The sequence below is a fragment of the Amphibacillus jilinensis Y1 genome, from assembly GCF_000306965.1.
In the GTDB taxonomy this organism is placed as follows: domain Bacteria; phylum Bacillota; class Bacilli; order Bacillales; family Amphibacillaceae; genus Amphibacillus_C; species Amphibacillus_C jilinensis.
The window spans coordinates 119,756-133,221 of the sequence record NZ_JH976434.1 but is presented as its reverse complement, the minus strand read 5'-3'; the positions used below and the strand labels follow the sequence as shown (position 1 = coordinate 133,221).

Annotated in this window: 9 protein-coding genes; 7 read left to right on the top strand and 2 right to left on the bottom strand. The window is 38.3% G+C overall.

The features are described from left to right. From B494_RS0101090 to B494_RS0101075, 4 genes are all read left to right on the top strand, one after another. On the top strand, positions 1–726 hold the full coding sequence (locus B494_RS0101090) for an ABC transporter ATP-binding protein (RefSeq protein WP_017470509.1): 726 nt from the start codon (positions 1–3) through the stop codon (positions 724–726). A gap of 26 nt (positions 727–752) precedes the next feature. After that, entirely contained in the window at positions 753–2,402 is a 1,650-nt protein-coding gene (gene acsA / locus B494_RS0101085) for an acetate--CoA ligase (RefSeq protein ID WP_017470508.1), read from the top strand. 490 nt (positions 2,403–2,892) lie between these two features. Next, the gene (locus B494_RS0101080; RefSeq protein WP_017470507.1) at positions 2,893–4,479 is read left to right on the top strand and encodes a PTS transporter subunit EIIC; all 1,587 of its coding nucleotides are present in this window, start codon (positions 2,893–2,895) and stop codon (positions 4,477–4,479) included. Next, positions 4,466–5,788, top strand: a complete 1,323-nt coding sequence (locus tag B494_RS0101075) for a 6-phospho-alpha-glucosidase (protein WP_017470506.1) — start codon at positions 4,466–4,468, stop codon at positions 5,786–5,788. Before B494_RS0101080 ends, B494_RS0101075 begins: the two co-directional genes overlap by 14 nt. A gap of 187 nt (positions 5,789–5,975) precedes the next feature. Here the strand turns inward: B494_RS0101075 and B494_RS0101070 are convergent, their stop codons facing one another. Together B494_RS0101070 and B494_RS0101065 are read right to left on the bottom strand one after the other, a co-directional pair. Beyond that, positions 5,976–6,713 carry a MurR/RpiR family transcriptional regulator gene (locus tag B494_RS0101070; RefSeq protein WP_017470505.1) on the bottom strand — a complete coding sequence of 246 codons (738 nt, stop codon included), beginning with the start codon at positions 6,711–6,713 and terminating at the stop codon, positions 5,976–5,978. Positions 6,714–6,782: 69 nt separating this feature from the next. After that, a complete protein-coding gene (locus B494_RS0101065; protein WP_017470504.1) occupies positions 6,783–7,340 on the bottom strand; it encodes a M15 family metallopeptidase in 558 nt (185 codons plus the stop codon). A gap of 301 nt (positions 7,341–7,641) precedes the next feature. On the opposite strand from B494_RS0101065, the gene ilvD reads away from it, so the two are divergent. The 3 genes from ilvD (at position 7,642) to B494_RS0101050 (ending at position 13,246) form a co-directional block, all read left to right on the top strand. Then, a complete protein-coding gene (gene ilvD, locus B494_RS0101060) occupies positions 7,642–9,324 on the top strand; it encodes a dihydroxy-acid dehydratase (protein ID WP_017470503.1) in 1,683 nt (560 codons plus the stop codon). 599 nt (positions 9,325–9,923) lie between these two features. Next, complete coding sequence (locus tag B494_RS0101055) at positions 9,924–11,633, top strand: methyl-accepting chemotaxis protein (RefSeq protein ID WP_241211387.1); 1,710 nt, start codon at positions 9,924–9,926, stop codon at positions 11,631–11,633. Positions 11,634–11,953: 320 nt separating this feature from the next. Further along, positions 11,954–13,246 carry a sugar ABC transporter substrate-binding protein gene (locus tag B494_RS0101050; protein ID WP_017470501.1) on the top strand — a complete coding sequence of 431 codons (1,293 nt, stop codon included), beginning with the start codon at positions 11,954–11,956 and terminating at the stop codon, positions 13,244–13,246. Positions 13,247–13,466 lie beyond the last annotated feature (220 nt).

Here is a 13,466-nt window from a genome sequence, read left to right as displayed (position 1 = left end):
GTGACATTAGTTTTAGAAAATATCTCAAGACGTTTTGCTGATGTTGATGTGATTAAAGATATTAGCCTTTCTGTTGAGAAAGGTGAAATCGTAGGCTTACTCGGTACGAGCGGGTGTGGTAAAAGTACATTATTACGGGCTATTTCTGGTTTGGATCAGGACTATCGTGGGACAATCGCTATAAATGGTCAAGTTATACAAGGTGTGCACGCCACAACGGGTTTTATTTTTCAAGAACCACGGTTGCTACCCTGGTTAACCGTTCAAGATAATATAACTTTTGGAATCAAAGGCAAACAACAAGCTGTTTTTGATCGTGCAAAACGCTTCATTGAATATGTTGGGTTAACCGGGAAAGAAAACTTATATCCTCGGCAATTGTCTGGTGGAATGGCCCAACGTGTTGCAATTGCGCGTGCACTAGTGACTAGTCCGGAAATTTTATTGCTTGACGAGCCATTTAGTGCACTTGATGCCTTCACAAAAATGCAGTTGCAAGATTTATTGTTAGAAATATGGGAGAAGTATCAAACGACAATGGTGCTCGTTACTCATGATATTGATGAGGCATTATATCTTTGTGACCGTATCGTTGTTTTACGTGATCAACCTGGCAGAATAATTAAAACAATTCGTGTTGAACAGCAACATCCTCGTAATCGAGGCTCAGTTGAATTCGCTCATTACAAAACAGATATTCTCAATCAACTTGACTTTAGTCAGTGATTGAGAAGGCAAAGGGGGAGTTTACAGTGTCAAACATTTTACAACCGAATGAAGGGGTATACCAACTTGATGATTATCAATCGCGTTATCATACGTTTAGATGGGAAGATAATGAATGGTTTAATAAGAAGAAAATAAATGCTGCTTATGAAACGATTGATCGTCATGTTGAAGAGGGACATGGTGAAAAAACTGCTCTACATTATATTAATCAGCAGCAACATCAGACCCTAACGTTTAAAGAAGTTCAAGACCATGTTGACCATTACGTACAGATTTTACGAGCTAATCATGTGAAAAAAGGTGATCGTGTGTTCATCTTTCTCCCGAAAAATCCAGACTGTTATGTAGCGATTTTAGCGACAATTCGGATTGGGGCGATAGCAGGACCATTATTTGAAGGATTTATGGGGGATGCTGTCCATGATCGTATTAATGATTGCCAAGGTAAATTATTAATTACCGATAAAGAATTGGGGCAACGTATTGATCGGCAGCAGGTACCATCAATAGAAACGGTGCTTTATCAAGAAGATATCTCCGATCAAGTTACTCAAGGTGATCGGTATGTAGAATGGTTAGATGCCGACGATGGCATGTTAATCCATTACACGAGTGGTTCAACAGGTAAACCGAAAGGTGTTCTCCATGCACATCGTGCGGTGTCCCATCATGCCCTGACGGGAAAATGGGTACTTGATATTCACGATCACGATATTTATTGGTGTACGTCACACCCCGGCTGGGTAACGGGTAGTGTCTATGGTTTATTTGCACCTTGGTTAAATCGAGCTACTATCGTGATTCAGGCGGGGCGATTTAAAGCCGAAGATTGGTACCAAATTATTGAGCAACTAGGTGTTACGATTTGGTACAGTGCACCAACTGCCTTTCGTCTGTTAATGTCAAAAGGTGATTTATATGCTAACTATAACCTTGCTAGCTTACGCCACGTTTTAAGTGTCGGTGAACCGCTCAATCCTGAAGTGATCCATTGGGCATTTCGTGAGTGGCATTTACGTATTCATGATACATGGTGGATGACAGAAACAGGCGGACATCTGATTGTTAATTTACCATCACAACCGATAAAACCGGGATCAATGGGGCGTCCTTTTCCAGGGATAGAAGTAGGAATTTTAGATGAAGCTGGTCAGGTGTTGCCTAGAGGTACAGTTGGACAATTAGCGGTAAAAACCTCGTGGCCGGGTTTGATGAAAACCATTTGGAATAATGAAAGCAAATACCAAGAATATTTTCGTTATCCGGGTTGGTATGTATCGGGTGATTTGGCTTATCAGGATGACGATGGCTATGTTTTCTTTCAAGGCCGCAATGATGATATGATTAATTCATCTGGTGAACGGATTGGTCCGTTTGAAGTAGAAAGTTCATTAATTGAACACCCTGCTGTAGCTGAAGCAGGTGTGATTGGTAAGCCTGATCCGATTAGGGGCGAGATTGTTAAAGCCTTTATTACACTACGATCAGATTATGTGGTGTCCAATACATTAATTGAAGAGATACGCCAGCATGTCCGTAAACGACTAGCTGCTCATGCTGCGCCTAAAGAGATCGAAGTCGTTGATCAATTGCCGAAAACAAAGATTAGCGGGAAGATCTTGAGAAGAGAATTAAAGCAACGGGAACACGACCGTATTTCTATGTCGTCTTAAGAAGCGAGGTGAAAAGTAAATAAGCTGAGAAGAGACCGAATGGGATGAGATCATTCGGTCTTTATTTGGTGATAGTAAAGCACGTTTTAGTTTCTTAAAGTAAGGCATTGACTCAGCTAACTTGATTAGTAAAAAACGCAACTAAAGTTAGCTTGAAAACATATTTATATAAAGCGAAGGGATTGCTAAATGTCGCGCGTTTACAATATAGGGATTTCATTTGCATCTCACGCCTACAAAATGTCAATTGATTAAGAATAGCCGTTTTTTATGAGAAAATAAATTAGGAAATGGATTCGATATAGTGGATAATAAAGTAGAGTTGCTGTTACTTTGTTTGATCACGCATCAAATAATCGTGTACAAAGACACATATTTGTGTACATGTCCTTATCCTCTAATCTTGTTAAGAACAGAGTTAACGTCATTGTAATCGGTTTCTTTGTCAATTATATTTAAACTATCAAAACAACAGGGGAGGGATTGAACAATGAAAGACTTTTTTCAAAAGCTAGGGAAATCATTAATGATGCCGATTTCAATTATAGCTGCAGCAGGTATCTTTTTAGGACTAGCTTCTGTCTTACAGAATCCAGATATTGTAGGGGAGACGTTTGTTTCATTTTCAGGTGTACAAGATGTTATTGGTTTTGTTCGAGCATTAGCAGGAGCATTATTTGGAAACCTACCTATTTTATTTGCGGTATCGATCGCAATAGGAATGGCAAGAAAAGAGAAGCCGACGGCAGCTTTTTCAGCAGTGATTGGATTTATTATATTTCATGTTACGTTGAACTATATATTAGCTCTCAATGGATATACGGTAGAAACGACGTCAATTGATTATTTAATGGGACAAGGGATGACGGAGTTAGAAGCCACGCAAATGAATGCTCAATATGAGAGCGTACTTGGAATTTTCACCTTAAGAATGAATGTCTTTGCAGGTATCTTAGTAGGTGGTTTGGTTGCAGCACTGCATAATAAGTTTTATAACATTGAATTACCAGTAGCGATAAGTTTCTTTGGTGGTAAGCGATTTATTCCAATTATTACGACCGTGATTGTCCCACTGCTAGGTTTAATCATGTATTACGTATGGCCACTGTTTGGAGCAGCAATTGAAGCACTAGGTAATATCATCGCAGGTTCAGGGGCATTTGGAACATTTTTATTTGGTTTTCTGGAACGTTTATTAATTCCGACAGGTCTTCATCATATTTTAAATCAACTTGTTCGATTTACACCGATTGGTGGCATTGCCATGATTGAAGGTGAGCAAGTTGTCGGTGCGTTGAATATCTTTAACACAGCACTTGCACAAGATGTTCTTGATTTTGACTTAATGGCTTCGGCTACACGCTTTTTAGCACAAGGTAAGGTACCATTTATGGTATTTGGTCTTCCTGCTGCAGGACTCGCTATTATTCGAACAGCGAGAAGCGGTGAACAAAAGCGAGTCAAAGGTTTATTGTATGCCGCTTTGTTGGCTTCATTCACAACGGGAATAACTGAACCGATTGAATTTTCATTTATTTTCGTTTCACCAATACTTTTTATTTTTCATGCTTTAATGTCAGGGTTATCTTTTATGTTAATGGATTTATTTAATGTCGTCATTGGTAATGTTCAAGGGGGCATTATTGATTTAACGGTATTTGGTGTTCTGCAAGGAACTGAAACCAATTGGTTCTTTGCGGTGATTGTTGGGATAGGTTACGCCTTTGCTTATTATCATTTCTTTAAATATATTATTAAGAAGAAAAATGTGCAAACACCAGGTCGTGAGCAATCAGATGAGGGACAAGATGTTGTTATCAATGACGAGGGTAACATCGGTGAAACGATTGTTCATGCATTAGGTGGCGTTAATAACATTGAAGAAATTGAGAACTGTTTCACTCGCCTTCGTCTCGTTTTAAAAGATGTAAATATCGCTGATGAAAAAGCTTTAAAGGAAACAGGTGCGGCAGGTATTGTGAAAATTGATGATACACACTTACAAGTTATTTATGGACCACAAGTAGAAGGGATTGCCGATAAAGTGAAAGGGGTGCCGGGAAATGAAGAAAAATAATATTGTATTAGTTGGTGGAGGATCAACTTGGACACCAGGTATTTTAAAAGCGATGACCACACATTTAAATCAATTTGCGTTAAATCGTGTCGTTCTTTATGATATTGATGCAGAACGCCAAAATGTGATTGGGGCATTTGCTGAAATATTATTTAAAGAAGAAGCACCTGAGGTTGAGGTGCAATATACAACGGATAAAGAAGTGGCTTATAAAGATGTTGATTTCGTATTCTGCCAAATGCGTACAGGTGGCTTTACCATGCGTGAGCAAGATGAAAAGATTCCACTTAGTATGGGTTTAATTGGACAAGAAACCTGTGGGCCAGGTGGCTTTGCTTATGGTTTGCGATCCATTCGCGATATGGTGGAAATGGTTAGAGATGTGCGACGTTTAAGTCCTGATGCCTGGATTTTAAATTATACAAATCCTGCAGCTATTGTCGGGTTAGCACTAGATCAAATTTTTCCTGAAGATGATCGCATTCTTAACATTTGTGACCAACCGGTTAATTTAATGCGTTCATATGCGAAATTAATTGATCATGATGTAAATAAATTGGAGCCAACATATTTTGGTCTGAATCATTTTGGTTGGTTTACAGCGATTTATGATGAGCACGGTACGGATGTGGCTCCTAAAATTAAAGATATTGTTTTAAATGGTGGTTTTCGTCCAGTTGATGCGGAGCAACGTGATCAATCATGGTTAGATACGTATGCGATGGTAGAGGATATGTTACGGGACTTCCCGGAATACTTACCGAATACGTATTTACAATATTATCTCTATCCTGAATATAAGCAGGCGAAGCTTGATCCGACCTATACGCGTACAGATGAAGTTCGGCAAGGTCGTGAAAAGAAAGTATTTGCAGAATGTAAACGTATTGTTGATAATGGAACAGCTCAAGACTCTAGTGTTGTTCACAATGATGCACATGGGGATATGATGGTAGAAGTGGCTGCATCGATCGCCAACCATTTGCGTAAGACATATGTAGTGATTGTGAGAAACAATGGTATCGTTGCAAATCTGCCTGATGATGTAATGATTGAAGTCGCTGCTTCACTAGGCAAAAATGGACCTGCACCTTATGCGGTGGGCAAGATTGATACTTTTTATAAAGGTTTGATTGAAGGGCAACATGCTTTTGAAAAATTAACAGTTGAAGCTTATATTGAAGGATCGTATACAAAAGCCCTTCAAGCATTAACGTTGAATCGCACGGTTGTTGATGCTAAAAAGGCTAGGCAAGTGTTAGATGCATTAATTGAAGCAAATAAAGAGTATTGGCCAGTGTTAAAATAGAAAATAGGATGGCAAAGGCAGAAGTAGTGGGAACTACTTCTGCCTTCATTATGTTTATTCCAGATAACGGTCGCAAAACGTCCGTCACAACACTTCTATTAGGCAAGAATTAACGGCTGTTCATGCACTGATTTATTCAACTACCAATCAGTGAAGGAAAACGCCAACCCCTGATTGAAGCTTCGTTTTATGTATGATATTTCCTCAAGTACTCGTTAAATAATAGGTTAATAAGATAGTGAATACTAAAGCGATCAGCTGCATCAATCCCACTCACACGTATATTACTAGTAAAACCATATAACTGGTAGTGTGTTTGCTTAGCCAGTGGATTAGTAGAGAAACCGGTGATGCTTAGCGTTTTTGCGCCTGCTACATTAGCAATAGTAGTTGCAGCCAGCACATTATCTGTTGTCCCACTATTGCTAATGGCAATAGCTAAATCTTTGTTAGATAAGAGACTGGCATTATGCTTCATAACATGTGGATCGACAAAGATATGACTATTTTTACCTATTAATTGCAGGCGTGCATCTAATTCTTGAGCGGGGAAACGTGATAGCCCTACCGCAAAAAATAAAATTTTTTCAGCATGATGTATACAGTCGATAACCTGATCAATAATTTTTGGATTAACTAACTGTTTCGTTTTAACAATTTGCTCATCTAAAGAAGTGATTTCAACCCAATCTTTTTTTGTTTGTTCAGCAGCATATAATCCTTCTTTAAAATCAGTAAATCCTTTGAATCCAAGTTTTTGACATAAGCGAATAATGGTATTTGGTGCTGTATAGTGTGCTTTTGCAACTTCTCGAACGGTTAAATCTTTTATTTTAGCTGAATGCTCTAACAAATAATCTAAAATCATTTGTTCAGTCTCATTTAATAAATGCTGATTCTCTTTCAATCGATCGTAAAAATACACGATTATCACCTCGTTTTCAAACAGCTATTCGTCAATTTTAACATAACTTGATGACGTTTTCAGTGCGCATTAATCGATAAAGAAAATAAATTTTAGTAAATCGTCACCAGGTCGATAGCCACGTTGTAATTGTTGAATGCTTAATCCGTCATCAAATTGAAGGTGTGGATAATCAGGGAATCGATCCCAATCTCCACCCCAAGTGAAGCCAAGTGATTTAGCAATGTCAACGACTTCAAACCAATCGGGCGCTCCGCTATTATTTCCATCATATTGCATATCCCAAATAATTTCTCCATCCTCTGTTTGAAGTGCAAAATCAATAGCCAATCCATAATTGTGATAGGATTCGCCACCTTGTGCATAAGTCACAACAGAACCTTCTGTTGCTCTGCCCTGTTGATAAAGCTGATTTTGTTCCTCAACAGATCGAAAGCCGTCGGTAATAACAATATCAATATCTATATCACTGGCCTGATCAATTAATTGATCTTTCTTTTCTGCTACGATAGGATGCAATTGATCTGGCATTTCACGACTGTTTAATTCAATATGAAATCGAACAACTTGTATAATAAGAAAGCAAAGAAATAAACTAATGATTACAAAGATAAGTCGACGAATCATTACATGCACCTCCAAGGTATGTGTTGCACTATAACATATTTATTACAGATAAGCGACCGCAAACCCCCCCGAGAAAATAGAGAACAGAGCTCATCTATATAGGCTAGAGCTGGAGCTAACGGATGCTAATCCCCTGATTTATTCAACGTCCAGTCAGTTGGAGAGAAGCGAAAGTTGCCAAGATTGAAGAATCGTTTTACTTAAAATTATCATGTATGACGTAATTTTCTGAATTTAGCAAAAATATTGAAATCATGTAGAATTATCGATATAGTGAAAGAAGAAAGAATGGAGGGAAACTATGTCTAAAGATTTACGTATTAAAAGTAAGGTGTTTGATGATGAAAAAAGAGCACCCAACCGTGCTATGCTTCGGGCGGTTGGTTTAACAGATGAGAGTTTCACAAAACCAATGATCGGGATTGCTAGTACATGGAGTGAGGTCACCCCCTGTAATATTCATTTACACGGCTTAGCAGAAAAAGCGCGTGATGGCGCGAAAAACGCTGGTGGTGTGCCCCTGATTTTCAATACAATAACGGTATCTGATGGGATATCGATGGGAACGGATGGTATGCGCTATTCACTGCCAAGCCGTGATGTGATTGCTGACTCGATAGAGACGGTAGTAGGTGCGGAAAATTTGGATGGATATGTCGCCATTGGTGGATGTGATAAAAATATACCTGGTTGTATGATTGCCATATCTCGTTCCGAAGTACCATCAGTATTTGTTTATGGAGGAACCATTGCACCAGGCTATCGCAATGGAGAGAAGCTCGATATTGTTTCTGTATTTGAGGGGGTAGGGAAGTATAATAATGGGGATATTTCTGATGAAGATCTCCATGGTATTGAATGTGCGGCCTGCCCTGGTGCCGGATCTTGTGGAGGTATGTATACAGCAAATACAATGGCTTCAGCTGTAGAAGCTATGGGCATGAGTTTACCTGGAAGTTCCTCTAATCCAGCAGAATCAAAAGATAAATACCAAGATGTTGAACGAGCTGGTAAAGCGGTTTATCACTTGCTAGAAAAAGGTATCTATCCGAAAGATATTATGACTAAAAAAGCTTTTGAAAATGCAATTACGGTCGTTATGGCACTTGGTGGTTCAACCAATGCCGTTTTACATTTATTGGCGATTGCTCATGCTGTTGAAGTTGATTTAACGATTGATGACTTTGATCGCTTACAAAAGAGAGTGCCACATTTAGCTGATTTAAAACCGAGCGGTAAATATGTCATGGAGGATTTGTATAAAGTCGGTGGTGTTGCTGCGGTAATGAAACGCTTATTAGCACATGGTTATTTACATGGAGATTGTTTAACAGTTACCGGTAAAACCGTCGCAGAAAATCTAGCTGATGCTCCAGACTTAACGGATAATGGCCAAATCATTCGTCCGTTCGATCAACCTTATCGAGAGACAGGACCGCTTGTTATTTTAAAAGGTAATTTGGCACCAAGAGGCGCGGTTGCAAAAGTATCAGGTGTCAAAGTAAAACGTCATACTGGTCCAGCACGTGTCTTTGACAATGAAAACGAGGCAACACAAGCTGTTATGGATAATAAAATTAATGAAGGTGATGTGCTTGTGATTCGAGGTGTAGGTCCTAAGGGCGGTCCTGGTATGCCAGAGATGCTATCGATTTCTGCTATTTTAGTGGGTAAAGGACTAGGCGAGAAGGTTGCGTTATTAACCGATGGTCGTTTTTCAGGCGGTACTCACGGTCTAGTTGTTGGACATATTGCTCCAGAAGCCCAAGACAGAGGACCAATTGCGATTTTACAAGAAGGGGATAGGGTAACGATTGATTCTGATCTTCAAGATATTTCGGTCGATCTTGATGATGATGAAATTGAAACGCGCTTCAAACAATGGGTCCCACCGCGTCTCCATCAAAAAGGTGTACTAGGGAAATACGCACATAATGTTTCCTGTTCTTCGATAGGTGCTGTTACCGATCATTTTAATGATTAACAAATCAATATCCAGAAGTAAAGTCAACAAGCATATTGAATACGGCGTCTATTGAACACTGTCAAGGTTTAATGCCTATTTTAGTGTACGAAAGTTGAGTCAATAATATAAGACTGGAAAAAGGAAGCTGACATAGATTAGCTTCCTTTTCTGGTGTAATCATTCATTTATCACAGATTGCCGTCCGTAAACACCCACTGATTGAAGTTCGTTTTATAAAAAAGAGTTTAGGATTATGAATATTTGCTAGAAGATTTTAATATTGGCAATAATTTAAAAATAAATTATACTTGTATCATAAGTTAGTTAAATTAATTTACAAAATAAAATTTAGTTACTTTGTAATATTTTTTAATTATAAAAGGAGGGGAAATGACTCATATTATTGTGTAAGCTTCACCTCTAATAGCACCGTCCAGCATCGTTGATCGACATAGATAGATGGTCCCATCACTTACTTGAATAACTAGAACTTATTTAGTGAGTAGAAAAAAATGGTGAGACATGGTAAACTAACGATTGAGTGGAATCGATTGCACTACTAATATACCATCTATGTTGATTTAGAAAACAGTAGGATATGAAGGGAAGTGACAGAGGTGAAGGTAAGAAATTTCAATAAAATGAAAGCGAATACAGAGAGAAAGTTAATTCACAAATTATATGGATTGATTGCTATGATTGTGTTAACGTGTATCATCGCTGCCGGATTTATTTATGCATATAGTTCAAACGTATCTGAACAAAGTACAACACTTGAAGGTACGGCAAGCTTACAGCAGGATTTTTCTGAGTTGGTCAACCATTTAAACCAGACAAGTATTATTTACTATCAGTTAGCGACATCGGGTTATAATCAAGATCAAATTGACCAAGTAGAACAATCGTTGGTTGATGCAAGAGAAATATTTAATACACTATCTTCAGGGATTAATGAAGGTGAGCCATTATATCACTATTTTCAGCACCTTGATGATGCAATAACAGCTTATCAAAATATTTTTGAGCAAAATTTTACCGCTGTATTCGTAGGTGATGAAGCAGAGCGAGTCCGTTCACGTGTTGTACCTGTTATTACGAGAAACGAGGAATCAATTAACTCAGTCAACGAGCGGATTCAAACGAGCTTGGCAGGCCAAAGAGATGACGTCTCAGATGCATTACAACAATCTTTGTCCAATTCTGAGTTTGTTATTATGTTAGCTTTGGCTGTCCTTATCATTGTTCCACTCATAAGCTTAATGATTTTCGCTAAAAACTTGAATAGTGGTGTAGGCCTTGTTATGAAACGCATTAAAGCTTACCATGATGGTGATTTATCTTATCATCATGATACAAAGCGGAAGGATGAATTCGCTGAGATTGATGGTCGACTGGCAAACATGGGAGATCAGCTACAAAGCATTTTAATGAAAAATAAGCAGATCAGTAAAGATGTTCTCAACGTTGTGCAATCAGCTTCAGAGAAGTCTGCCAAGCAATTTAAAGGTATGAGAGAAATTGAAGATATGATGGAGCAATTTTCAGTTGAAATGGAAAGGCAAACGGATTTTACGGGGACGATTTCAGCTACAACTGAAGAAGTTTCAGCAAGTTCAGGAGAGATTCAAACGTCAATTGGTTATATGAGCGAGCAATTGGGAGAGCTTGAACATGTGTCTAACCATGGTTTGGATCTTATGAATAATCTAGAGTCATCAATGGCTGCATTAACTAACCAAACGTCTACTACAGCTGAAAGAGTAACCACTATTGAAGAATATTTAGAACATATCACATCATTTATTAAAGGTATTGATGATATTGCAGATCAAACGAATTTACTGGCAATTAATGCATCGATTGAAGCAGCAAAAGCTGGTCAAGAAGGCAAGAGTTTTGCGGTAGTAGCTGATGAAATTAGAAAACTATCACAAGGAACCAATGATTTTTCAAAGCAAACAAAAGATGTATTGGTGGAGTTGAGTCAAGAAGTTGAGCAGGTTGTCCGTGCTTTCCTACAGTTTAAATCACATAGTATGGAATCATTAGAGAAGACAGGAGAATCTGCTGATTTATTTAAAAGAATCTCAGATGATAATTCGAAGATAACACGTGAACATCAAGATATTAATAAATCAATCCAACAAATTAATCGAGCGATTGAAGAAGTGGTGGAATCAGTGACTGAACTTGTTAATGGCGCAAGCGTTTTACAAGAAAGAAGCTTAAATGTGACAAGCATTATTGAAGCGCAAACAGAAAGACAAGAATTATTATCAAATGAGGTCATTTCATTAGAAGAAACAGCTCAGAAGCTTAATCATTAACACAATATATGTTTAAGCGCTTTCAATAATTAATATTTTTTCTTAAAAAGGGTTGTCAACTGAAATGTGTCAGTAGTATAATAGAAACGAAATATGGTGCAAGCGATTTCACTATTTTGGAATGTGTGAGAAGTGAGCACAGCTGTTACAATCATTGCTGACACATTTAAGCAATTGTAATGATAGTGTCTTGTTCAAGCTGCCAAACTATCATTTTACCCACAATTGAAAGCGGTTCATAAGAGCGCTTTCGGGATTTGTGATTGACGCAATGATTGTCAGTTTATTTCAAACACTCATTATAGAGGGGGAAACAAATAATGTTAAAAAGCAAATCGTTTTGGTTCACAGCAGTACTTATGTTAGTTTTATCTGTATTTTTAGTTGCGTGTGGTGGCGATGCCACAGAAGAAACGGATGCACCAGCAGATGATACGTCAGAAGGTACCGCAGAGACTGGGGATGACGACATTCCAGCTAAGCCTGAATCACTATCTATGTGGGTTAATGATGAAGAGCAACAGTTAGATGCTTATGAAGAAATTGCAGAACGCTTTGAAGCAGAGTATGACATAGCAGTTAATATTACACCATACAACATGTTAGATCAATTAGATGGAATTGGTTTAGATGGACCATCTGGTCAAGGTCCAGATCTCTTCTTCCAGCCCCATGACCGCATGGGTGATATTCATTTGCAAGGTGTAGCAGCAGAACTTGAGTTTACTGAGGAACAACAGGAAAGATTAGCTGAATACAATGAAGAGGCTTTTCAATCTTTTAGCTATGAAGGTATTCAATATGGTATTCCTGCTGTAGTAGAAACATATGGCATGTTTGTTAATACGGATTTAGTGTCTGATATTCCAGAGACAATGGATGAAGTCATGGAGATTGCTCGCGATTTGACAGAAGGTAATCAGTATGGATTTTTAATGAATGCATACGATCTTTATTTCACTTATCCGTTTTTAACAGGTAATGGCGGCTACATTTTTGCGCAAGACGATAATGGTATATATGATACAACAGATATCGGCTTAAATGCGCCAGAAACAGTTGAAAGTGCGGGAACGATAGCTTCATGGTTTGAAGAAGGATTAATTCCTCAAGGTATTGATTTAGATGTTATGAATGGTTTATTTATGGATGGGCAAGTTGGGTTAGTTATTAACGGCCCATGGGCGATACCAGATTATCGTGATGCTTTAGGTGACAGTTTAGAAATTGCTCCATTACCAACAGTTGATGGTGAAAGATTAAATTCGTTCTCAGGAAATAAAGGCTGGTTAGTTAATTTCTACACCGAGCACCAGTACTGGGCAACAGAATTAGCACTATTTTTAACAAACGAGGAGAATTCAACAACTTATTATGAAGTGGCGGGAGAATTACCTGCACATACAGAAGTTGAGATTGATGATGCATTAATGGAGCCAATCTTCGAACAAACGTTATCAGCACACCCAATGCCAAATATACCTGAGATGTCTCAAGTTTGGGAACCGATGGAAGATGCGTTGAATTTTATTGCTCAAGGTGATGATATCCAAGAAGTATTCGATGAGATGGTACAAATCATTGAAGATGAAATTGCGATAATGGGGCAATAAACTTTAAGGAGCAGGGTTGAGAGATAATTTACAACCGTCCGTAAAACGTCCGCCACAAAATAGAGAGTAGAGATGATCTATTTAGACGAACGATTAACGGACGCTCTTCCCCACTGATTCACTCAACGATCAATCAGTGGGGAAGAGCGAAAGCTCCCACGGATTGAAGGTTTGTTTCATTTGTTTGGAGTTAAACGATGCGAATACAAAAGCGTTAATG

Coding starts and splice junctions, on each gene's coding strand:
- B494_RS0101080 (WP_017470507.1), top strand. CDS start 2,893: ATGAAAGACTTTTTTCAAAAGCTAGGGAAATCATTAATGATGCCGATT.
- B494_RS0101075 (WP_017470506.1), top strand. CDS start 4,466: ATGAAGAAAAATAATATTGTATTAGTTGGTGGAGGATCAACTTGGACA.
- B494_RS0101065 (WP_017470504.1), bottom strand. CDS start 7,340: ATGATTCGTCGACTTATCTTTGTAATCATTAGTTTATTTCTTTGCTTT.
- ilvD (WP_017470503.1), top strand. CDS start 7,642: ATGTCTAAAGATTTACGTATTAAAAGTAAGGTGTTTGATGATGAAAAA.
- B494_RS0101050 (WP_017470501.1), top strand. CDS start 11,954: ATGTTAAAAAGCAAATCGTTTTGGTTCACAGCAGTACTTATGTTAGTT.